The organism is Mesorhizobium argentiipisi (SeqCode), from assembly GCF_037179585.1.
Taxonomy (GTDB): Bacteria; Pseudomonadota; Alphaproteobacteria; order Rhizobiales; family Rhizobiaceae; genus Mesorhizobium; species Mesorhizobium argentiipisi.
On the sequence record NZ_JAPYKO010000007.1, the window covers coordinates 191933 to 212660 of the forward strand.

The following is a 20728-nucleotide window of genomic DNA, read 5'->3' on the forward strand; positions in this document are numbered from 1 at the left end:
CTTAGATGGCCTCGGCCGCTGCCTTGCCCGTGAGCAGCAATTTCGTCGCCGCGGCCACATCGGCCTGTCGCATCAGGCTCTCGCCGACGAGGAAGGCGCCGATGCTGGTCTTCTGCATCCTGAGGCAGTCGTCGTGCGTGAAGATGCCGCTTTCGCTGACTAGCAGGTAGCCGCCCGGCACCATTGGCGCTAGCCGCTCGGAAGTCTCAAGGTTGGTCTCGAAGGTCCGCAGATTGCGGTTGTTAATACCGATCAGCTGCGACGATAATTTTAGCGCGCGCTCCGTTTCGGCCTCGTCATGCACCTCGATCAGCGCGTCCATCCCGAGTTCGAAGGCGGTAGCTTCCAATTCGCTCGCCAGGGCGTCGTCCACGCTTGCCATGATGATCAGGATGGCGTCTGCGCCCCAGGCCCGTGCTTCGTAGACCTGGTAGGGGTCGAACAGAAAATCCTTGCGCAATGCGGGCAGGGAAACCGCGTTGCGCGCATTGGTGAGAAATTCCGGAGCGCCCTGGAAAGACGGGGCGTCTGTAAGCACTGAAAGGCAGGTGGCGCCACCTTTCTGGTAGGCCTGTGCCAATGATGGCGGGTCGAAATCGGCACGGATCAAACCCTTGGAAGGGCTGGCCTTCTTGATTTCGGCGATCAGGCCGAAGCTCCCCGCTCTGCGCTTCGCCTCAAGCGCCGCCAAAAAACCGCGCGTCGCATCGGCATCCTTTGCCCGCGCCTTGATCTCGGCCAGCGGTACCTTCGCCTTCGCCGCTGCGATCTCGTCGCGCTTATAGGCTTCGATCTTGCGCAGGATGTCCGACAACGCCTTATCCGTTCGAAATCTCGACGAGCTTGTCCAGCACGCCAAGCGCGCGGCCGCTGTCGATCGCTTGCGCCGCCGCTGCGATGCCGTCGGCCAGCGTCGTCGCCTTACCGGCAACGACCAGCCCGGCGCCGGCATTCATCAGCACCGTGTCGCGGTAGGCGCCGGCCGCTCCGCCCAGCATATCGCGCAGTTCCTTGGCGTTGTAGGCCGCGTCGCCGCCGCGCAGCTCTTCCTTGGTGTGCCGCTTCAAGCCGACGGCTTCCGGGGTCAGGGTGAAGCTGCGGATCTCGCCGCCGGCAAGCTCCGCCACCTGGGTCTCGCCCGTCGTGGTGATCTCGTCATAGCCGTCGCCATGGACGACCCAGGCGTGATCGGCACCCAATGCCTTCAGCGTCTCGGCCACCGGCATGATCCATTCCGGCAGGAAAACGCCGACCATCTGGCGGCTGACGCCGGCCGGGTTCGACAAAGGTCCAAGCAGGTTGAAGATGGTGCGCGTGCCGAGCTCGACGCGGGTCGGTCCGACATGCTTCATCGCCGGATGGTGCGCCGGCGCGAACATGAAGCCGACGCCGGCCTCGTGGATGCAGCGGCCGATCAGCTCCGGCGAGATGTCTATTCTGACGCCCAGCGCCGTCAGCACGTCGGCCGAGCCGGTCAGCGAGGACAGGCCACGATTGCCATGCTTGGCGACCGGCACGCCGGCGGCGGCGATGACGAAGGCCGAAGCGGTCGAGATGTTGACCGAGTGCGAATTGTCGCCGCCGGTGCCGACGATGTCGATGGCGCCGTGCGGCGCCTCGACACGCAGCATCTTGGCGCGCATCGTCGCCACTGCGCCGGATATCTCGCTCACGGTCTCGCCGCGCACGCGCAGCGCCATCAGGAAGCCGCCGATCTGGCCGGGCGTCGCATCGCCCGACATGATGATGTCGAACGCTTCGCGGGCTTCCTCAAAGGAAAGCGCGGTGCCGGTGGCAACCTTGGCTATATGTGTCTTCAGCGCGCTCATCGTGTCTGTGCTTGCGAAACGGCGTTCGGATCGATGCGAACGGCATATTGCGATTGCAGCTGCGCCACCAACTGGTCGAGCAGGTCGTCTGACATACCGGCGCCGAAGGACTTCTGCGCGTCTTCCGGCACTGCGCTGCCGTCGGCGCCTGCCGGCTCGAAGACCTCGGCGACTTTGAACAGGATCTGGCCGTCGCCGGTGGGCGAGGGGATCAAACCGGTGCCGCCTTCGCCGACGCCGAACATCGCCGCAGCGCCGTCCTTGCCGAAATCGGCATCGTCGGCTTCGCGCTTCAGACCACGCTTGGTCTGTTTGTCGAGCTTGAGCTCGCCGGCGATGGCGTCGAGCGTGGTGCCGGCCTTGAGGCGCTTCTCCAGTTCCTCAGCCTTCGCGTTGAGCCGCTTGTCGGTCTCGGCCTCCGTCCAGTCGGCCACGACCTTCTTGCGGACTTCGTCCAGCGTGCGGTCGCGCGCCGGCGTGGTCGACTGCACCTCGTAAAAGACAAAGCCATTGTCCTCGGTGGTCAGGGCCTCATTCTCGGTATTGGGCTCGGCCGCGAACACCGCTTTGATCAGCGCGGCCGATTCCGGCAGGTCGTTGACGATCGTGCCGTCCGAGCGCTGGCCGGTACGGTCGATGGCGTCGATGGTGACAACCTTGAGCTTCAGCTTCTCCGCGGCCTGGGCAAGGGAGGCGCCCGAGGCGCGGGTGTCCTCATAGCTGTCATGGACGTCGAGCAGGATGCGGCTTGCTTCGCCGAGCGCCAGGTCCTTGCGGATCTGGCCGGACACTTCCGAAAGCGGCTTCACCACCTGCGGCTTGATCTCTGTGACGCGCAAGAGCACGGGACCGAAGGCGCCTTGAACGACCGGGCTCACCTCATTGGCATTGAGGGAGAACGCCGCATCGGCGACCGCCTTGTCGGCGATCTTGTCCTTCGACAGCGTGCCAAGCAGCGTGTCGGCCGGTGTCTTGCCTTCGGCGGTGATGAGCTTGTCGAAAGTGGCGCCTGCCTTCAGCGAATCGTAGGCCGCCTTGGCGGCATCCGGCGTCTTGAACACCAACTGCTCGATGGTACGCATCTCTGGCGTCGTGTACCGCGCGATGTTTTTCTTGTAGTCGTCGCTGACCTGCTGGTCGGTCACTGCGGACGGATCCGCGATGTCCTGCGGCTCCAGCCGGACATAGGAGAACTTGCGGTATTCCGGCGCGGCGTAGTTCTTCTTGTTGGCGTCGAAATAGGCATTGAGGGCGCTGTCGGACGGCGCCTCGATCGGCTGCACAAGCGTCTTCGGCAGCACGAGATAGTCAATCGTGCGATCCTCGCCGCGGTAGAGCGAGACCGCCTTGAGGAAGGTCTGCGGAACCTTGAGGCCATCGGAAATCGCCTCGACGATCTGCTGGCGCACAGCCACCTGCGCGCGGTTCTTGAGGTAGTCCTCAGGCCGCATGCCGAGCTGGCGCAGGAGATATTCGAAGGTCCGGCGATCGAACTGGCCGCTAGGTCCCTTGAAAGCCGGATCCTCGCGCGTCAGTTCGGCCAGCCGATCCTTGGAAAGGCCGAGCCCGAGCTTGCGCGCCTGCTCGTCGAGCACGGCGCCCGAAACGAGCTGCGCCAACACCTGGTTGTCGACGCCGAGCAGCTTGGCCTGTTCCTGGGTGACGCGCTGGCCATATTGCTGCGACAGAAGGCTGAGCTGGCGATCGTAAGCGAGGCGGTACTCGTTGATCGAGACCTCCGTGCCGCCGGCAGTGATCACCGCGTGATGACCGCCCAGCACGCCTCCCACCATGCGCGTGGTCGCGCCCCAGGCGAGGAAACTCACCACCAGCAAGGACAGCAACGCCTTCGCGACCCAAGTGCCTGCCGCGCTTCTCAATATACCAAGCATACATACTTCCGAGTTTTGCGCATTTTCGCATGCGCCGAGTCTGAAACAAGCGCAATAGCGCCCTTCCGGTCCACTGTCGATTGCTTTGTGACCTGATTTTGGTAGTGAGGGCGCTGCTTAATGTCGCTCGGAGAACGCGCCCCATGACCCCTGGAATCCGCCCGCTTGTCGCAGGCAACTGGAAAATGAACGGCACCAGCGCCTCGCTCAACGAGTTGCGGTCGATCGGCAATGGGTTCATGAGCGGGCTCGATGCGGAGACCGAAGCCCTGGTGTGCGTGCCGGCGACCTTGCTCCAGCGCGCCGCCGAGATCCTGTCGCGCACGCCGGTGCGGGCCGGTGGAGAAGATTGCCATCCCAAGGAGAGCGGCGCCTTCACCGGCGAGATTTCGGCCGAGATGCTCAAGGATGCCGGCGCAAGCCACGTGATCGTCGGCCATTCCGAACGCCGCGAGCTGTTCGGCGACAATGATGCGATAGTCCATGCCAAGGCATCGGCCGCCTGGCGGGCAGGGCTTGTGGCGATCATCTGCATCGGCGAGACGCGCGCCGAGCGCGAGGCCGGCGCCACGCTCGATGTCCTGTCGCGCCAGCTCGAAGGGTCGGTTCCGACCAGCGCTACTGCAGCGAACACCATCATCGCCTATGAGCCGGTCTGGGCGATCGGCACCGGCCTGACCCCGACCGCGGCCGACGTCGCCGAGGCGCATGCGCATATCCGCGGCAAGCTGATTGGGTTGCTCGGCGATGCCGCGGCCAGGATGCGCATTCTTTACGGCGGCTCGGTCAAGCCTTCCAATGCGGTGGAACTGCTCGGGGTCGAGAATGTAGACGGCGCCCTAGTCGGCGGCGCCAGCCTGAAGGCGGCCGACTTCCTGGCGATCGCGGAAGCTTACATGAACATCTCTTAGAGACCGTCTGCCAGGCTCGCGCGGCATAAATCGTTGTATTGGCCGCATTGCTTCCCATATTCCCGGCCACGGGCTTGGAAATGCCGCCAAAGCATTGTAAGGAGCCGCCTCCAAAACACCGGTCGTATGCGCGGCAGCGCTTGGCCTCGCCAGGATAAATTATGGAAACCGTACTGATCGTCATCCACCTCATGGTCGTGCTCGCCCTTGTCGGCGTGGTGCTGCTGCAGCGCTCCGAAGGCGGCGGCCTGGGCATCGGCGGCGGTTCCGGCTTCATGACCGCGCGCGGCGCCGCCAACGCGCTGACCCGCGCCACCGCAATCCTGGCGGCGGCCTTCTTCGTAACCTCGCTGGCGCTGTCGATCCTTGCCCGCTACGGCGAGAAGCCGATCGACATCCTCGATCGTCCGGCGACGTCCAGCCAGGGCAACGGCGTGCTCAATCAGCTGCCGGGTTCCAATGGGCCGGTGGGCACTTCCAAGCCCGCGGCTCCGGCCGGCAGCGCGGCTCCATCGGGCGGCACGATGTCGACCACGCCGCTCGCCAATGGCACGACCGCGCCGGCCCCGGCAACGACGCCCGCCCCGGCCGCTCCCGCGCCCGCGAATCCGGCCACGCCGCCGGCAAACAATGGCGTCACCCTGCCGGTCACCCCGCAGGTTCCGAACCAGTAGCCGGACAAGCACCGGGCCGCGATCTGTGGTTCTTTGAACACAGTCGCGGCAAATGCGCGCCCGATCACGAAGATTCAACCGGGCGTAGCGCCTGCCTCAGCTTGAGGCGACGACGGCTAATCGATTATAGAATGCGCGCGGCACTATTCGGCGTCCTTGGGGGGCGCCGGGCGACGCCGTGGGCAACTTGCTTTGAAAATCGGATCTTCGCCATGCAGCTTCGCAGCTTAATCCTTCTGGGATTCTGTGCCGTCCTCGGCATGGGTTCCTCGGCCCTTGCCGGACCGGCAAATCTGGCCACGTCCCCGTCGGTTGAGAAAACCGACGCAATTCCTGTCGTCGCCAAGAGCGACGCATCGCAGCTGAGGCTTCTCAAGAAGAAGAAAAACCCGAGCTCGGACGATCTTGCGCAGATCAGCAAGCTCGAGGCCAAGATCGCGGCCGACAAGGAAGCCGCCAAGCAAAAGGCGCTCGATGCTCGCAAGATGGCGATGCGCGAGGCGGCCAAGGCCAAGGCGGACGCCGCGCGCCAAGAGTGGCTCGCCAAGAAGAGCGGTGGCGCCGAAGTCGCCGACGCCAAGCCTGCCAAGAAGACCGTCAAAGTGATCGAGCCGCTGACACCGGTTGCGCCGATCGCTCCGATCCAGACCGCCGAGCCGATCCCGGCCGAGGCGATGAACATCACGGCCACGGGCAACAATGGCGAGCTGCGCAGCGAAAACCCCGGCCAGAAGCAGACGAGCAGCGGCGGGCTGTTCGCCGGCCTCTTCGGTGGCGCCCAGGCGACTTCCATCAACTATCTGCCGGAAACCCGCGCGCTGGATTCGGCGCTGGCCAAGAAGGCCGCCAAGCGGCCTTTCAAGGTGAAGCCGGAATTCGTGCCGCAGGACGTTTCCTTCTCGGGCTACGAGCCGGGCACCATCGTCATCGATACCAGTGCGCGCCGCCTCTACCTCGTCGAGTCGTTTTCCACCGCCCGCCGCTATGCCATCGCAGTCGGCCGCGAAGGCCTGCAGTTCAAGGGCACGGTAGCCGTCGGCGACAAGCAGGAATGGCCGCGCTGGATTCCTACGCTCGACATGCAGAAGCGCGAGCCGAAGCATTACGGCCAGTACAAGGACGGCATGCCCGGCGGTGGCGAGAACCCGCTCGGCGCGCGCGCCATCTACCTCTATGACGGCAAGAAGGACACGCATCTGCGCATCCACGGCACGATCGCGCCGCAGTCGATCGGAACCAGCGCCTCCAATGGCTGCTTCCGCATGATCAATGAGCACGTCATGGATCTCTACAGCCGCGTCAAGATCGGCACCAAAGTCGTGATCATCTGACGCTTTTCATCAAACTGCCGAAAGGGCCGGCATCGCCGGCCCTTTTGTTTTGACGCATGTCGTTCTTCCAAACTCGCGTTGCACTTTGAGCAACATGTTTCGCGAAGCCTCCCTCGGGAGCACCGGCGCCATTTTGGGAAAAAGCCTTCGCGGCGGTTTTTTCTCTGGCGGAATCAATCAGGCCGCGTTAAGCGATGACTCCCATGGCGCGATATGTATTCATCACAGGCGGCGTGGTTTCCTCACTCGGAAAAGGCATTGCCGCAGCAGCTCTTGGGGCTCTTCTGCAGGCGCGAGGCTATCGCGCGCGGATCAAAAAGCTCGATCCTTACTTGAATGTCGACCCCGGAACGATGTCGCCATATCAGCATGGCGAAGTGTTCGTGACCGATGACGGCGCCGAGACCGATCTCGATCTCGGCCATTACGAGCGCTTCACGGGCCGCTCGGCAAACCAGCAGGACAACATCACCACCGGCCGCATCTACAAGAACATCATCGAACGCGAGCGGCGCGGCGACTATCTCGGCGCGACCGTGCAGGTGATCCCGCACGTCACCGACGAGATCAAGCATTTCGTGCTGGACGGCAATGACGACTACGACTTCGTGCTGTGCGAGATCGGCGGCACGGTCGGCGACATCGAGGCGATGCCGTTCCTGGAAGCGATCCGTCAGCTCGGCAACGACCTACCGCGCAACAACGCGGTCTATGTGCATCTGACGCTGATGCCCTACATCCCGACCGCCGGCGAACTGAAGACCAAGCCGACCCAGCATTCGGTCAAGGAATTGCGCGGCATCGGCATTGCGCCCGACATCCTGTTGGTGCGCGCCGACCGGCCGATCCCGAAGGAAGAGCGCAGAAAGCTTTCGCTGTTCTGCAACGTGCGCGAAAGCGCCGTGATCCAGGCGCTGGACGTGCCGCATATCTACGACGTGCCTTTGGCCTATCATCAGGAAGGCCTCGATTCGGAAGTGCTGGCGGCCTTCGGCATCGACCCGGCGCCGAAGCCGCGCATGGAGCCGTGGCAAAAGCTTTCCAGCCACATCCACAATCCGGAAGGCGAGGTGACCATCGCCATCGTCGGCAAATATACCGGCCTCAAGGACGCCTACAAATCGCTGATCGAGGCGCTGTCGCATGGCGGCCTTGCCAATCGCGTCAAGGTCAAGCTCGACTGGATCGAAAGCGAGATCTTCGAGAAGGAGGATCCGACGCCCTGGCTGGAGAAGGTGCACGGCATCCTGGTTCCCGGTGGATTCGGCGAGCGCGGCTCGGAAGGCAAGATCCTGGCGGCAAAGTTCGCGCGCGAGCGCAAGGTACCTTACTTCGGCATCTGCTTCGGCATGCAGATGGCCTGCATCGAGGCGGCCCGCTCGCTGGCTGGCGTCGACCATGCGTCGTCGACCGAGTTCGGCCCGACCGACGAGCCGGTCGTCGGCCTGATGACCGAATGGCTGAAGGGCAACATGCTGGAAAAGCGCCGGGCCACCGGCGATCTCGGCGGCACAATGCGGCTCGGCGCCTATCAGGCCGAACTCGCCAAGGGCTCCAAGATCGCGGAGATCTACGGCGACACGCAGATTTCCGAGCGTCACCGGCACCGCTACGAGGTCAACATCGACTACAAGCAGCGGCTCGAGGATTGCGGCCTGGTGTTTGCCGGCATGTCGCCCGATGGCGTGCTGCCGGAAACGGTCGAATATCCCGACCATCCCTGGTTCATCGGCGTGCAATATCACCCCGAACTGAAGAGCCGGCCGCTCGACCCGCATCCGCTGTTCGCCAGCTTTATTTCGGCCGCGGTAGACCAGTCGCGCCTGGTTTGAACGACCGGCCGGCACATTGGCCATGCAAACCTACGTCGCGCTGCTCTACAGCATCATCCTTGGCGAGGCGCGGCGCGTGGTTATGGCCGACCTCAAGGCCATGGCGGAAAGCCTCGGGCTGAAAAACGTCCGCACGCTGGTCGCGACCGGCAATCTGGTGTTCGAGGCGCGGGCGGGCGAAATCTCAAAGCTCGAGCAGCGGCTGGAAAAGGCCTTCGAAAAGACCTTCGGCCGCCATGTCGACATCATCGTGCGCGGCGCCGAGGACTGGCTGAAACTTGCGGCCTGCAATCCATTCCCGGCTGAATCCGCGATTGCGGCCGATCAGGTGGCGGTACGCGTGATGCGCGAGCCGGCACCGGCGGATGCCGTTGAAGCGCTCCAGGCCTATGCCGCAGGCGACGAGAAGGTGCTTTGGGTCGACGGCGATATCTGGCTTGTCTTCTCGCGCGAGCGGCCGAGCTCGCGGCTGCTCGCCGCCGCCAATCACAAGCGCTTCGGCATCGGCACGTCGCGCAACTGGAACACGGTGCGCCGGCTGGCGGAGATGGTAGGCAGTAGGCAGTAGGCATATTGGCTAGTCCCTACTGCCTACCGCCTTGTTTCAGGCTTTGGCGGTCCTTGCCCCGGCGCCAAGCGCCATGGTGCGCAGGACGTAGTAGACGGCGCCCGCGATCGCCACGCCGAAGAACCAGCCATAGACGCCCCACCAGGATGGCAGCCAGCTGGTGAAGTTAGGCAGGATCGAGGAGAAGATCGCGCCGATGCCGGCGGCGATGAAGGCGTTGACATGCCAGCCGCTCTGGAAACGGAACTCGCCGTCCTCGCGATAGAGTGCCTCGACGTCGACCTCGCTTTTGCGGATCAGATAGTAGTCGACCATCATCACGCCGAAGATCGGTCCCATCGTCGCGCCGATGATGTTGACGAAGGAAGCGGCACTGCCTTCCCATGGCGCGAAGGGATAGAGCACGAGGGCGATCAGCGCCGCGATGTAGCCGCCCTTCTTGAAGTCGATCTGGCGCGGGAACACGTTGGAGAAGTCAAAGGCCGGCGAGACGAAATTCGCCACGACGTTGATGCCCAGCGTCGCCACCGCGAAGGTCAGCGCGGCAAGCGCCGCCAGGAACCAGCTGTCGAACTTGGCCGAGATCTGGTCGGGATGCAGCAGCACCTCATGGTAGACGTCGTAGGCGGCGATCGTGGTGACGCCGGCGACCAGCGAGAACAGGATGAGGTTGACCGGCAGGCCCCAGATGTTGCCCTTGCGAAGTGCCGCATTGTCCGGTGCATAGCGGGCGAAGTCGCAGAAGTTGAGATAGAGCGCCGAGAAATAGGTCACCCAGATCGCTGCCACCGCGAACAGGGCGGTCCAGGACCCAGGCTCGCCCGGAACGCCGGCGTCCTTGGTCTTGTCCAGCAGCACATCCATCGGGATGTCGCTGGTGAAGGCGAAAGTGCCGGACTTCACGCAAAGAAAAATGGCCAGGATCAGCATCATGATCCAGACGGCCGGGCCGGCCCAATCCTGGAAGCGGCGGACGGTTTCCATGCCCTTCTGGATGATCAGCAACTGCAGCGCCCAGATGATGACGAAGCAGATCACCTCGAGCGTGGAATGACCGAGCGTATGCGAGCTCTTGTTGAACTCGTCGAACCATTGCAGGCGCGTCAGCAGCGCGACGATCGCGCCAGACGCCGCTGCCGTCTGCGCGCCGTACCAGAAGCAGGCGACGATGGCGCGCACCAGAGCCGGGACGTTGGCGCCCCAGATACCGAAGGAGGCGCGGGCAAGCACGGGGTAGGGCACGCCGGTCTTCACGCCGGCATAGCCGACCAGGTTCATCAGCGCGTAGATGATCAGCGAGCCGATGCCGATGGCGATGACGAAGTTGACAAAGCCGCCGCAGAACAGAAACAGGCTGGCTGCCAGATAGTAGCCCCAGAGGCTGTGGACGTCCGAGGTCCAGACGTTGAAGATCGAAAACGGTCCCCAGTTCCTGACCGTTGCGGGAGCCAGATCCTCATTGTAGAGGTCGGGCGATGCGCCTTGAATGGTCATTGCAAGTGTTCCCCTTTTGCAAAACGCGCCCTCACGCGTCTAACCGCGGAGGTTAAGCCTGACGCGGGGGAACCGGCAAGCAATCCATTTGCCGGCTTTCGCCTTAAAGATATTCAATGAGAATCGCCCTTATCCGCTGACCTCGGCGCACGTCGAGCTTGAGTCGGGACGGTGCGTTCGGGCCCACGGGCGGGCTGGTTCCGAACTTTTCCGGCGGCAACCAAATTTGTTTGGAACTGATTCGCGATACGTGCGTTTATTGCGGTTCGACTGCATTGCGGTCGACCGGGAGGAAAATTATGGATCGCTTGCATTTTTTTACCCCAGTGCGAATTGCGCGTGGGCAGGGACACCCTGTGGAGGAAGTCGATAGCGTCTCCGAGGCGATGGTGTTCCTGCGGAAATGGCCAACGGGACGACGCGGACCGGTTTATCAGTGCGCCCTGAATTGCTGCGCGGCGGCACTGTCGGGCAAAATGTCGGCCGAGGAAGCGCGAAAAGCCTTTGTCGGCTTTGCTCGGATCACCCGGCTGCTCGACGATGACATGGCGCTGCCGCTGGGTGGCGCGTCGATGGACAATGTCCACGCTCTGAGGCGCTAGGGCGAGCCAGCATTTCGCAAATTGAGAACGCTGCGCCTGACCTGCGCGGCGGTTGTCTCTCGGACATGCGTAGGTCCATCAGAGGGCGAAGCACGGAATAATTGGAGCTCCAGGCGCGTTATTCCCTTCAGACAATGCGAGTAACGCGCAGCGCGCGTAACTGGCAGAAGGTGCGCTTGAACGGATAAACGCCATCCGGCGGCCTTTTATTCCAGATTGACATCGAAACCATGCCGCGCGGTGAATTCGAAGCACTAACACCCCTTGCTCGATTTCAAATCTACAGGAACCGGGATCAGAAAGTCAGCGCTCAGTTGAGTGGAGAGGTGTCCGTTTCTGCACCCGGAATGGTGGCGGAGGAGGTTGGAAATATAAGGGATAAGTCTGGTCGGAGATTCCGCAGCTTAGCGATCAGGCTGATCGAGGCTTAACCAGCCTGCTCCTGTCCATGACCAAAAGAGTGGACCAGCGCGAAGAGGGTAGTTGCACCCACTTAGCCGCAGGCGGGAACAAAAAAGGCCATCCAGATAAATGCGGAGATGGATGGCCTCTTTTGCAATACTGCAAGCTTAATAGGCCTTCTTGGGGGCAGCCTTCTTCCCGGCGCCCCTCTTGTGCTTAACCGGGCACTTGTGCTTCTTGGTCACCTTGCAGGCCTTCGTGACGTGCTTCTTCTTGGTCATGGCATCCGAAGCGGGCGCAGAGCTAGTTGCGGCCGTCGCTGCTGGCGCTGGCTTTGTAGCCGCGGCAGCGTCGTTGGGACCGAGAACTGGCATCGAGACGGCGAGCGCGAATGCAAGACCGACGACGGACAGAAGAGACTTTTTCATGTGCCTGTTCCTTGTTTGGCAAGTCGGGTTTGAGCGTCACTCATCAGGATCGATGGGTGTCACTCCGAGCAGCTTCAAAGCTTTCGCGAACATCCGGATCCCCTGCGCCTCTTTCTTCTTGGCGCAGTACCGGTTTCCCTTTCTCTGAAGAGCCTTCGCCGCGGTGACCTGCGTTGCCGCGGCATGCGTTCTAAGGGCTTCGTCAACTTGACGGCTGAGATTGGTGCAGCGCTCGGTCCGGGTGAGCGGTGCCACCTTTGAGGTGGCGACTCCGGTCGCTGCCGCGGTAAGCGACAAGCTGAGCAACGCACCCATCAAGTTGATCGAGATTCTGTGCATCGCTTGTCGCAAACCCGAGCAAGTGCAGCACTGCTGCAGCCGATGAACTGACCCTCTTGAGCATTGTACGCTTGAATGATTTCTGGAGTTTTTCCTGGATGTTTCTGGATTGTGTCTGCCGGGAAACGTTCGTCCCGCCGGATGTCCGACCGCAGCCCTCGATAGCGTCTCCGAGGCGATGGTGCTCCTGCGGAAATGGCCAACGGGAAGACGCGGACCGGTTTACCAATGCGCGCTGAATTGCTGCGCGGCGGCTATGTCGGGCAAGATGTCTACCACCCGAACAGGAAAGCCGCGCCGCTCTGCCTGTCGCCGGCCTGCACGACGTCGGCGTCGGTGTTTCGGCCAAACTGGAAGATACCGTAGGAATTGTCGTTGCCGTTCTGGCGCAGGGTAGCGGAGTGTCCGCTGCCCTCCTGTCGAATTATGCCGAGATTGCCGGCCCCGTCCTGACCTATGCCGGCACGGTTGTTCCACCCGCGCTGCCTGATATGCGCATCGCTACGCAGCCCTTTGTAAACCGAGTAGGCGCGCAGGCCGAGATCCAGCGCCCGCGCATCGCGAGCCGTCGGAGGCGAGTAGTAGAACCCGATCGAACCGCCCGCCTTCGCCTGAGCGGAAAAAAGGGGCAGGCCGATGGCGCTCGCGAGCGCGATGGCGGCGATAAGTTTTGTGACCTGGCGGTTCATGATGCCTCTCCTTGTGGCTTGATCATCTGACGAGCCACAGTCGCACGGCGAAGCTGAACCGTGGTGGAAGGGTTCGTTCAGCAGCGGTTCAAGACCTGGAGCGGAGCGGCCTTCGACGGAACCGCCGAAGCCTTAAATATTTGTTTTTGCATCGCTCCGGATGGAAATCCACCGCGCACTGCAGTCGTTCCGGTTTGATGAAAATGAAGGGCTCCGGTTGCCCAGAGCCCTCCTTTCGATGCTCGAAGACAGCCGGCGCTCAGGTCGCGCCGGACACCTGTTTGACGCAGCTGACGCTCGCCGCGCCTGCGGTCACTTTCAGCTCGACCTCATAGGCGGCGCCATTCCCCTCGACACTCATCTGGCCAAGCGACACGGGATCGCCCGGACGGGCGTCAAAGGCGCCTTCCTGCCGGATGTTGGCGGACCCGGATCTGCCGCCACCGGAGACGCTGACCTTGTAGGTGCCGTTAATGCTCTCGTCGGCATAAACCATGGGCTCAAGCAGGATGGCGTCGCCTTGGCGCGTGTCCCGGATCTCGCATCGCAGCGGTCCGGAATTCGAGCCATCCTTGCCGGCCGTCGCGGCAGTCGCGCTGGCGACGATCACAGCCAGGAACGCGGCAGATGCCGCTGCTGTTCGCTTATCCAGTTTGGTCATGGCTCATCTCCTTGTGATTGCAGGACGGTGGCCGACAACACTCTTGCCGACCGTCCATGGTTCAGGGGCAGTCCTGGACGAAGGCGGCGACGTTGCCGCTGCCACCCTGGCTGACGTCGGCATTGCACCCGTGGCCGACCTGGACGCCGGCGGCGATGTTGCCGTTGCCGTCCTGTGTCAGGATCGCGGTGTGGTTCGAGCCGAACTGGGCAATGCCTGCGGCGTTCCGGCTGCCGTACTGATAGGTCGCGCCGTAGTTGTTGACGCCCTGCTGCCCGATCACCGACCGGTTGCGATGACCATATTGCTGGCCTATGGCGGTGTTGAAGCGGCCATCCTGATAAACGTGTATGCGGTTGCGGTAGCCGTGCTGGGCGCCGCCGGCGGAATTGCGCCAGCCATATTGTTCGATGTTGACGTCGTTGGCCATCGCGGGCGCGACGGCGGTGAAGCCGACGACCGCGGCAAGGGCTGCGGCGACGACTGATGTGCGGGTCATGGGACTTCTCCTTCGATGCGGTAGGGACCGCGGGGTTGGACGGCCCCTTTGTAGGAGGTTCGGCCCGAATGGAGGCTGAAGGCTCCATTCAGCGAAAGTTCATGACCGCTTCATTCAGACATTGCAGAACTGGTAGCGCGTCTCCCTTCAATTGAAGCCATCCTGCCCAGGCGCTCGACCATCGCACCACCAGCCAAGTGCCAGTCCAACGAGGTCAGCCACGGTCACTACGTTTGGAGACCAGCACATGAGCGATCAACCCTTGGTCAAAACGGCTTTGATCTGGTGCTGTCGAACTGCAAATGACACTGGCGAAGTTCGCGGGGCTCTCCGACAACCTTTTGATTTGCTTGCAGAACAGCAACGGCTGCGGCAACCAAAGAAACTCTTGGAGGCACGATATCCACATAGCATCCAATTTGGCTGGGGTTCTTGGAAGCAACTTTCTGTCTTGCTCCTCCAGCCGAATTGCGTGCGCTTACGAAAGAGATTGGACTTCCTGTTACGGATTGGGGCAAACTTGATGGTCGAGCCGTGCGCTCGGGTCGAGCCGTGCGCTCGCCATCGGGGGTTCGAGTCGGAAGAGCGCCACCGCCTTTCCCCCACTCGCCGAAGGTGGGAAACAAGGACGGAATCCTGGCTTCAGATCGAAAGGAACGCGCAATGCCAAAGAATGCGATTTGGAGGCCGCAGCCGCTTCTACGCCAAGACCTTTCCCGACAGCGCGATGGATGCCGTTCACCGTGCACGGTCGCCAGCGGGCCGAAGTGATCCGCTGTACTTCGGGTCTTCCGCTTGCAGTGGTTCCCTGCTTAGTTCGAGTAAATCCGCACCAATTATAGAGTTGCCACGTGATACCAATCTACATTGGGTATGACCCACGCGAATCCCGAGTTCTAGAGGTAGCGCGATGGAGCGCCTATCGGCGCACAAGCAGGCCGTTGCAGATACAGCCACTCGTGCTCAAAGAGCTTGAAGCCCAAGGAATCATGAAGCGACCGATGGTGGTTCGTGATGGGAAGCTCTGGTGCCCGATTTCCGAGGCACCAATGGCGACCGAGTTTGCCATATCGCGCTTTGCCGTTCCGTTTATGAGGCAAGGCGGCTGGGCCATGTTCTGCGATTGTGACGTCCTGTTTCTGAAGGATCCAGTCAGGCTGCTCGACCTAGTCGATCCTTCCTACGCGATTATGGCGGTTAAGCACCAGCAACGCGAATCCGAAGCGGTCAAGATGGACGGGCAAACGCAGACGTTCTACCGCCGCAAAAACTGGTCGTCGGTCGTTTTGTGGAATCTAGATCATCCGTCCAACAAACGGTTGACCAACGAGATGCTCAATACGTGGCCTGGACGTGACCTCCACGCCTTCAAATGGCTTGAGGACCATGAGATCGGGGAATTACCCTTGGCATGGAACTACCTCGTAGGGGCTTCGGCTTCGGAACTCGATCCCGCCGATGTCTCGCTGGCGCACTACACGCTCGGCGGTCCTTGGTTTGCGGGCTGGTCTGGCGCCACGCAATGGGACGAATTGTGGAGCCGAGAAGAGAGCATTCTGCGCGCGTTTGAGGAACAGGCGGTTCAGATTCCCCCATGAAAACTCCGCTTTTGAATCACTTGCCAACCTTCTCAAAGCCCATTCTTCGCTTGCCCAGGGCCACGGGTCCCGCTTTGGTGATGGGGTCGGCGCCGAATTTTCGCCTCCCCGAGGGACATGATGCCGATTGGGCACTTGTGACCGTCAACGCTTCCCAGCTTTTGGCGGAAACCTTCGGTCTTTCCGTTCCCGATGTCGCCCTGATACGCCGCGGCATTTTAGTCGGTGCGGGCGAGCAGGATTGTTACAAGCGTGATTTGTTAAAAGGACGACAGGCAAAGCATCTGATCATCCCGGTTTGGACGGACGTCGAGGACAAGCTGAAAGCCGGTTGTCGCACCTTCAATTATCGTTATGACACCTTGCAAGGGCTTACCAAATGGCAGCTTGCCAACATCGTCTGGCGGCTTAGCGGCAAATATCATGTGTCCCACCGTTGGCACCGGAAAATCTCCACTGGAGTCTTCGCAATCATGCTGGCGCGGTTCGCCGGTTTCGCTCCTGTTGTAGTCAGCGGGTTTTCCCTGTCCCAGGCCGGGCATGGATACGACACCCGAAATGCCTTTCGATATCACGCCGACGAAGATGCGGCTTTGCTGCGACTGGTCGTGAGAAGAGGCGAGCCAATCTACGCAGAGGATAGAGACTTCGCTGCAGAAACTGGATTGCCCTTGTGGCAGGGACAGATGCCATGACGAGTGTTTCTTAGACAAAGCCAATATGAGCCCATTCCGAACTTCATAGCAAAGACGAGCTGGCTCCGACGTTGAAAAATAGGATAAAGATTGCTCGGAGTGCGAGCCGACCAACGACCAGCATCCCCCGCCTTCGGGAGTTCGGTGCGCTGAATACCTCTCTGGTTGATCGGCAGAACATTAGATCCATTCTCGTTATTCAGACGAAGTACATCGGGGACGTCATTTTGACCTCGGTGCTCGTGCGAAACCTGCGCCTCGCTTACCCAAACGCTGCAATAGCTATGCTTTGCGCTGCTGGCCTGCGAGACTTCGTAATCAGCCAGAATATCGCAGACGAGGCCATCGGATTCGACGGTCGAAGTGCTGGTAGAAGTCTGCTTAAGCGAGTGAAGGAATATTCAAGCTTGGCTGCTGACCTCCGCCGCCGAAAATTCGATCTCACCATTGATGTCGCTGACTCGAAAACATCAAGGATAGTCCAGAGGGCAATCGGCGCCCCGCTACGCGTTGGATACAATCCCCCGGACAGGCCGCTGAAATTTTGGGAAGTTCAGCCTGCCAACATATTTGCTGAAGCACGTGGCCATGGAGGCAAGCACTATTTGTATCGATATCTGTCCCCGCTTGAGGCGCTTGGGATAGAACTACGCGAAGTGACACCGAGGCTTGAACCCACATCAGTCGGGCGAAGCGCGTCTGCCCAGGTTCTGGCGCGAAGCAATCTGGCTACAAAAGCTTTCGTCGCAGTACACGCTGGAGCAAGATTCGAAGGGCGGCGTTGGCAACCTGAACGCTTCGCTGCAGTAATCGACGAGGTTTATACAACTACGGGCCTGCGGTCACTGTTGGTTGGTGGACCTGATGAAAGCGCAACCGCCCAAGCAGTCTTGAATATGGCAATGTCACCTTTGGTAAGCGTTGTTGGGGAGCTCTCGCTTGAAACACTAACTGCTTTGCTTGCAGATGCATTTATCTTCCTGGGAAACGAGAGCGGCCCAATGCACCTGGCGGCGTCAGTCGGAACCCCAGTTGTGGGCCTGTATGGCCTCACGCCACCCGACATCTGGGGGCCTTTGGGGGTGCTTCACCGCACCGTTGAGCCGCCGTTGCCTTGCCAGTGTGTTGCGCCCGATTTGTGCAAACCCGGCAACCCGAGCGCTGTCTACTGCGTTCATCGACTACCAGTTGCCAAGGTCGCTCAAGCAACACGAGACCTGATAGATGCAGTGAGACAACAAGCGAATTAGGCGGCCAATTGAACCATCCCACCATCTCTCACTGCGCACATCTAACCTGCCGTGGCGGCGCTCTGGCGGCGGCAACGTCGGGCAAGATGCCGGCCGAGGAGGCGCGGAAGGCCTTGTCGGCTTTGCCCGCATCACCCGGCCGCTCGACGACGACATGGCGCTGCCGCTGGGTGGCGCGTCGATGGACAATATCCACGCCCTGAGGCGCTAGGGGCGAGCCAGCATTCGCGAATCGAGAACGCTGCGCCGACCTGCGCGGCGGTTGTCTATTCCGCTGCATCGGCTCGCCAGGGCCGAGTTGGTGCGTCCGTTCTGCGCCGTCCTTGAGGGCTCCCGGTAGGAAATCGCCGCGAAATCGCTTATGTGAGCGGGTGCCTCGTTGATCGAGGCTCTGAGAACCGCCGGACACGATGGAAAAGAGCAGCGATTACAAAAAGGTGCGGCTGGCCGTGGCGCCAATGATGGACTGGACGGACAGTTAAACAAAATCAGCCGGTTACGGGATGGCGTGTGCAAAAAGCGCACACGAAAGTTCTGCTTCTCTTCTTTTTTCGTTCCCACGACAGGGCCGCCGACAGCCTTATTTGGATGCTCTTTGCCGACGACATTTACCGGTCCGTCGCGGATGTTCGCTGCGATAGACACGGGAGCGGCATTGCGCAGCGCTCGCACGAATGCGCTTGTTCGTCACGCGCGTGCGCTACGATGTTATCGGCAGCGGAAATGCGGACGGGCAGGGGACTCCTGAACAGATGCGCGAATTGAGAGATGCGCGCAATGCTTTCGAAGGTTCGGCCGCATGGCTGGCGCGATTATTCGACAACTGGCGTCGATGTCGGCGGCACCGCGCTGACGCTCTGGTGCCGGGCCGAATCCAGCTTTTCACGTCAGTCGTCACCTATTTTGAAATCTGGACCGGCATCGTCGCCAGCGGCTCGAATCCGAACATCGTGATGACCACGACGGCTGCGCTCGCCAATTTCGACGTCTACTGCCGCAGCGGCCTCAGCGCGACACCAGTCGACCAGGTCGCGAGGTCCTCAGCAAGCGGCACGAGTTGCGCGATCAATGACGTTAAAACCAAGGTCGGCGGCGCGCTGATAGCGGGTGTGGCCGCACAGGGCACGGGCGCCTCAGTGACGGAAGCTGGTCTGGCGCCGGCAGCGTGGTGGAGGACTCGGATCAGCCGACATCGATGTCGAACACGTCGACCGCAGCGGCCCACATAGCCACCACTGCGGCGACAAGCACGGACGATTTCATCTTCACATGGTCGGCCTCGAAGACGTTCGTCGGCGGCGCCATTAGCTCCTTAGGTGCCCTGCAGCCAACGCGGAGTCGGCCTCTTAAACACCTCTCTGCCGGTTGCCTCGATCGCTTCGCCGACGGCTCTCTCTAAAGCGAAGACGGCCTTCTCAAGCAGCAATGTCGAGCGTCTCTCCTCCTTACCGATGTTATGGAAATCATAGGCGTAGCGAACGCTGACCAACGCGTTGTTTTCAGCGCTCGCTCGAATGTATTTCTCGACCTTCGGGGAGAGTTCCAAGCCATGGCATCGGTCGAGCATATCACCCCATTTGTGCCCAAGCTGTTGGATGCTTGCCAAACCATGGCCGTTCAAATGTAGGAAAATTCGGAGGAAGTGCTCCAGAGCTTGGTAGTAGAGAAATCGTCGCGGTTGACCGCTCCCAGGCGGGATGACGAATACGTTCTCAAGCGCGTCAGCAGTCGCCCTATAGTTCTGGGCCATCAGGTACATGCCGTACCAAGTGAGGCCGTCACCATGAGGCTTGCGCTCGATGGCCTCAGCCTTTTCCGGGGGCTCAGACTTTCGATCGCCGCCAGCCGGCCGCTTGCGCTTCTGCTTCACTGCAAAACCACCTCTCGCCCTTGCTCGGGGTCACCACGGTCGAGCTGTAATATTTTTGGCCGGGCATGTGATAAATCCGCTCGCCGGTGTTGGTAGAGATGTTGCCTTTTATCCTGCAGTTCAGGTTACCCAGAAAGCTAAAGAGCCCGGTCGACTGTTCGCTGGCTGTCTCCACCTTGTCGGTGTTCGCTGCTCGCCAATCCCATGGCTGATCAAAGCGCCCTTGCCAGAGGCCACGGTGCGCAGCCTTTGCGGTGGCCTGTTCTGAGGCGAATGCCCCGTTCGAATAGCGCGGCCAGTCAAGTGCGAGGCCCTGTTCGACCAACCATGATTGCACGTTCTTGCGGTCAGCTCTGTAGCAATCGCCGACAAGCCGGCCGTAGCGATCGCGAGAGACGAACTTGCAATAGAGCGGACGCGAAGCGGCCAGGAACTCGTCCACGGCCTGGGCAGCTTGCCGACCGCACGGATACTCGAAGCCCTTGGCGTCGTCGCAGTACTGCTTGCTCTCAGGTGCATCGATGCCGTTGAATCGAATGCGCTGGCCGGCAATCTCGATAGTATCGCCGTCGATCACTGACGCACGGCCGCCGATCGGTGGGGGTAGAGGATTTAGCCAGGTCGAAACTGGCGACGGCAACATCTGCCCGTGCGAGATGAGAAATTGGGTGCCGAAAGCGGCGGCTGCGGCGACGGTAACGAAGACCAGGCGCAGCGGAGCGTTGGAGCGGCTTTGTCCACGCCTACCGGGACGCTTGCGTTTCCGCCAGCGGTTAGCCTGATCAGCGCCAATGTTAAGCTGGCCCTTTTCCACGCCCCTTTACTCCCCGCTAGCAGCATGCGTCCGAAAGGCCGGGGAGTCCAGACGCATCAGCGTCCTCTAATAGTTGGCGGCCCGGTATGCAAGGCCGGGCTGCACGAATGAGCCCTGATAAGGGTCTCGCCCTTCTTCCTTGGGTAGAATGGCTCGGCTTGCGAACCCTATGCTTTCACCCGCATCGCAGGTCGGGCTATTCGTTTGTCAGCCAGCAACTGCGTGTCAAACGGCTTCCAAAACTGACCCCGGATCGGCGTCCAATTTTGACCCCCCTTATGTAATACGCGGCGGTCAGCGTTCGCCCGGGCGGAGCTGGTCAGAGTTGCGCAGCCCGGGCGAGCGCGGAT

22 protein-coding genes and 1 pseudogene are annotated in these 20728 nt (G+C 61.4%); 11 read left to right on the plus strand and 12 right to left on the minus strand.

The genetic code is table 11. From position 1 onward, the window contains the following. Window position 1: 1 nt before the first annotated feature. From trpC to O7A05_RS13285, 3 genes are read right to left on the minus strand one after another with little or no spacing between them, the layout of a single operon-like run. Complete coding sequence (trpC, locus tag O7A05_RS13275; RefSeq protein WP_337093539.1) at window positions 2–814, minus strand: indole-3-glycerol phosphate synthase TrpC; 813 nt, start codon at window positions 812–814, stop codon at window positions 2–4. Window positions 815–818: 4 nt separating this feature from the next. After that, window positions 819–1829: an anthranilate phosphoribosyltransferase gene (gene trpD / locus O7A05_RS13280; protein ID WP_224510335.1), complete on the minus strand. Its 1011-nt coding sequence runs from the start codon at window positions 1827–1829 to the stop codon at window positions 819–821. Further along, complete coding sequence (locus O7A05_RS13285) at window positions 1826–3721, minus strand: peptidylprolyl isomerase (protein ID WP_337093540.1); 1896 nt, start codon at window positions 3719–3721, stop codon at window positions 1826–1828. Before O7A05_RS13285 ends, trpD begins: the two co-directional genes overlap by 4 nt. 143 nt (window positions 3722–3864) lie before the next feature. Here O7A05_RS13285 and tpiA point away from each other — a divergent pair, with 143 nt between their 5' ends. From tpiA to O7A05_RS13310, 5 genes are all read left to right on the plus strand, one after another. Next, a complete protein-coding gene (gene tpiA, locus O7A05_RS13290) occupies window positions 3865–4632 on the plus strand; it encodes a triose-phosphate isomerase (RefSeq protein ID WP_337093541.1) in 768 nt (255 codons plus the stop codon). A 161-nt stretch (window positions 4633–4793) separates the two neighbouring features. Then, entirely contained in the window at window positions 4794–5306 is a 513-nt protein-coding gene (gene secG / locus O7A05_RS13295) for a preprotein translocase subunit SecG (RefSeq protein WP_337093542.1), read from the plus strand. Window positions 5307–5518: 212 nt separating this feature from the next. Next, on the plus strand, window positions 5519–6637 hold the full coding sequence (locus O7A05_RS13300; protein WP_337093543.1) for a L,D-transpeptidase: 1119 nt from the start codon (window positions 5519–5521) through the stop codon (window positions 6635–6637). Between the two features lie 194 nt (window positions 6638–6831). Then, window positions 6832–8469 carry a CTP synthase gene (locus O7A05_RS13305; RefSeq protein WP_318011476.1) on the plus strand — a complete coding sequence of 546 codons (1638 nt, stop codon included), beginning with the start codon at window positions 6832–6834 and terminating at the stop codon, window positions 8467–8469. A 22-nt stretch (window positions 8470–8491) separates the two neighbouring features. Then, window positions 8492–9037: a DUF1697 domain-containing protein gene (locus O7A05_RS13310; protein ID WP_337093544.1), complete on the plus strand. Its 546-nt coding sequence runs from the start codon at window positions 8492–8494 to the stop codon at window positions 9035–9037. 36 nt (window positions 9038–9073) lie between these two features. Here the strand turns inward: O7A05_RS13310 and O7A05_RS13315 are convergent, their stop codons facing one another. After that, window positions 9074–10531 (minus strand): NCS1 family nucleobase:cation symporter-1, encoded by a 1458-nt coding sequence (locus O7A05_RS13315; protein WP_337093545.1) that lies wholly within the window; start codon window positions 10529–10531, stop codon window positions 9074–9076. 299 nt (window positions 10532–10830) lie between these two features. Here O7A05_RS13315 and O7A05_RS13320 point away from each other — a divergent pair, with 299 nt between their 5' ends. Then, window positions 10831–11133: a DUF982 domain-containing protein gene (locus O7A05_RS13320; RefSeq protein WP_337093546.1), complete on the plus strand. Its 303-nt coding sequence runs from the start codon at window positions 10831–10833 to the stop codon at window positions 11131–11133. 569 nt (window positions 11134–11702) lie between these two features. Here O7A05_RS13320 and O7A05_RS13325 read toward each other — a convergent pair. Continuing rightward, window positions 11703–11963, minus strand: a complete 261-nt coding sequence (locus O7A05_RS13325) for a hypothetical protein (protein ID WP_337093547.1) — start codon at window positions 11961–11963, stop codon at window positions 11703–11705. Window positions 11964–11999: 36 nt separating this feature from the next. After that, a complete protein-coding gene (locus tag O7A05_RS13330; RefSeq protein WP_337093548.1) occupies window positions 12000–12302 on the minus strand; it encodes a hypothetical protein in 303 nt (100 codons plus the stop codon). A gap of 178 nt (window positions 12303–12480) precedes the next feature. Here O7A05_RS13330 and O7A05_RS13335 point away from each other — a divergent pair. After that, a pseudogene (locus tag O7A05_RS13335) lies at window positions 12481–12525 on the plus strand (DUF982 domain-containing protein); the annotation flags it as partial. Between the two features lie 49 nt (window positions 12526–12574). On the opposite strand, the gene O7A05_RS13340 reads toward O7A05_RS13335, so the two are convergent. The 3 genes from O7A05_RS13340 to O7A05_RS13350 form a co-directional block, all read right to left on the minus strand. Next, on the minus strand, window positions 12575–12991 hold the full coding sequence (locus O7A05_RS13340; RefSeq protein ID WP_337093549.1) for a curlin: 417 nt from the start codon (window positions 12989–12991) through the stop codon (window positions 12575–12577). A 259-nt stretch (window positions 12992–13250) separates the two neighbouring features. Then, the gene (csgH, locus tag O7A05_RS13345) at window positions 13251–13652 is read right to left on the minus strand and encodes a curli-like amyloid fiber formation chaperone CsgH (protein WP_337093550.1); all 402 of its coding nucleotides are present in this window, start codon (window positions 13650–13652) and stop codon (window positions 13251–13253) included. Between the two features lie 61 nt (window positions 13653–13713). Beyond that, the gene (locus O7A05_RS13350) at window positions 13714–14151 is read right to left on the minus strand and encodes a curlin (protein ID WP_337093551.1); all 438 of its coding nucleotides are present in this window, start codon (window positions 14149–14151) and stop codon (window positions 13714–13716) included. Between the two features lie 941 nt (window positions 14152–15092). Between O7A05_RS13350 and O7A05_RS13355 the strand changes: the two genes are divergently transcribed. From O7A05_RS13355 to O7A05_RS13370, 4 genes are all read left to right on the plus strand, one after another. Further along, a complete protein-coding gene (locus tag O7A05_RS13355; protein ID WP_337093552.1) occupies window positions 15093–15749 on the plus strand; it encodes a hypothetical protein in 657 nt (218 codons plus the stop codon). Further along, on the plus strand, window positions 15746–16444 hold the full coding sequence (locus O7A05_RS13360) for a hypothetical protein (protein WP_337093553.1): 699 nt from the start codon (window positions 15746–15748) through the stop codon (window positions 16442–16444). Before O7A05_RS13355 ends, O7A05_RS13360 begins: the two co-directional genes overlap by 4 nt. Window positions 16445–16728: 284 nt before the next feature. Next, window positions 16729–17694: a glycosyltransferase family 9 protein gene (locus O7A05_RS13365; protein WP_337093567.1), complete on the plus strand. Its 966-nt coding sequence runs from the start codon at window positions 16729–16731 to the stop codon at window positions 17692–17694. 680 nt (window positions 17695–18374) lie between these two features. Further along, the gene (locus O7A05_RS13370; RefSeq protein WP_337093554.1) at window positions 18375–18923 is read left to right on the plus strand and encodes a hypothetical protein; all 549 of its coding nucleotides are present in this window, start codon (window positions 18375–18377) and stop codon (window positions 18921–18923) included. Here the strand turns inward: O7A05_RS13370 and O7A05_RS13375 are convergent. The 3 genes from O7A05_RS13375 to O7A05_RS13385 are packed head-to-tail and all read right to left on the minus strand — an operon-like array spanning window position 18877 to window position 20378. Then, window positions 18877–18999 (minus strand): hypothetical protein, encoded by a 123-nt coding sequence (locus tag O7A05_RS13375; RefSeq protein ID WP_337093555.1) that lies wholly within the window; start codon window positions 18997–18999, stop codon window positions 18877–18879. The genes O7A05_RS13370 and O7A05_RS13375 overlap by 47 nt on opposite strands. Window positions 19000–19006: 7 nt before the next feature. After that, complete coding sequence (locus O7A05_RS13380) at window positions 19007–19564, minus strand: hypothetical protein (RefSeq protein WP_337093556.1); 558 nt, start codon at window positions 19562–19564, stop codon at window positions 19007–19009. After that, the gene (locus tag O7A05_RS13385) at window positions 19518–20378 is read right to left on the minus strand and encodes a thermonuclease family protein (RefSeq protein ID WP_337093557.1); all 861 of its coding nucleotides are present in this window, start codon (window positions 20376–20378) and stop codon (window positions 19518–19520) included. The genes O7A05_RS13380 and O7A05_RS13385 overlap by 47 nt, the downstream gene beginning before the upstream one ends. Window positions 20379–20728: the final 350 nt, after the last annotated feature.

What these genes read in the sequence shown, in the direction of transcription:
- trpD (WP_224510335.1), bottom strand. Translation starts at nt 1,829, where the DNA reads ATGAGCGCGCTGAAGACACATATAGCCAAGGTTGCCACCGGCACCGCG.
- O7A05_RS13285 (WP_337093540.1), bottom strand. Translation starts at nt 3,721, where the DNA reads ATGCTTGGTATATTGAGAAGCGCGGCAGGCACTTGGGTCGCGAAGGCG.
- tpiA (WP_337093541.1), top strand. Translation starts at nt 3,865, where the DNA reads ATGACCCCTGGAATCCGCCCGCTTGTCGCAGGCAACTGGAAAATGAAC.
- secG (WP_337093542.1), top strand. Translation starts at nt 4,794, where the DNA reads ATGGAAACCGTACTGATCGTCATCCACCTCATGGTCGTGCTCGCCCTT.
- O7A05_RS13300 (WP_337093543.1), top strand. Translation starts at nt 5,519, where the DNA reads ATGCAGCTTCGCAGCTTAATCCTTCTGGGATTCTGTGCCGTCCTCGGC.
- O7A05_RS13305 (WP_318011476.1), top strand. Translation starts at nt 6,832, where the DNA reads ATGACTCCCATGGCGCGATATGTATTCATCACAGGCGGCGTGGTTTCC.
- O7A05_RS13310 (WP_337093544.1), top strand. Translation starts at nt 8,492, where the DNA reads ATGCAAACCTACGTCGCGCTGCTCTACAGCATCATCCTTGGCGAGGCG.
- O7A05_RS13315 (WP_337093545.1), bottom strand. Translation starts at nt 10,531, where the DNA reads ATGACCATTCAAGGCGCATCGCCCGACCTCTACAATGAGGATCTGGCT.
- O7A05_RS13320 (WP_337093546.1), top strand. Translation starts at nt 10,831, where the DNA reads ATGGATCGCTTGCATTTTTTTACCCCAGTGCGAATTGCGCGTGGGCAG.
- O7A05_RS13325 (WP_337093547.1), bottom strand. Translation starts at nt 11,963, where the DNA reads ATGAAAAAGTCTCTTCTGTCCGTCGTCGGTCTTGCATTCGCGCTCGCC.
- O7A05_RS13330 (WP_337093548.1), bottom strand. Translation starts at nt 12,302, where the DNA reads ATGCACAGAATCTCGATCAACTTGATGGGTGCGTTGCTCAGCTTGTCG.
- O7A05_RS13340 (WP_337093549.1), bottom strand. Translation starts at nt 12,991, where the DNA reads ATGAACCGCCAGGTCACAAAACTTATCGCCGCCATCGCGCTCGCGAGC.
- csgH (WP_337093550.1), bottom strand. Translation starts at nt 13,652, where the DNA reads ATGACCAAACTGGATAAGCGAACAGCAGCGGCATCTGCCGCGTTCCTG.
- O7A05_RS13350 (WP_337093551.1), bottom strand. Translation starts at nt 14,151, where the DNA reads ATGACCCGCACATCAGTCGTCGCCGCAGCCCTTGCCGCGGTCGTCGGC.
- O7A05_RS13360 (WP_337093553.1), top strand. Translation starts at nt 15,746, where the DNA reads ATGAAAACTCCGCTTTTGAATCACTTGCCAACCTTCTCAAAGCCCATT.
- O7A05_RS13365 (WP_337093567.1), top strand. Translation starts at nt 16,729, where the DNA reads ATGCTTTGCGCTGCTGGCCTGCGAGACTTCGTAATCAGCCAGAATATC.
- O7A05_RS13375 (WP_337093555.1), bottom strand. Translation starts at nt 18,999, where the DNA reads ATGGCGCCGCCGACGAACGTCTTCGAGGCCGACCATGTGAAGATGAAA.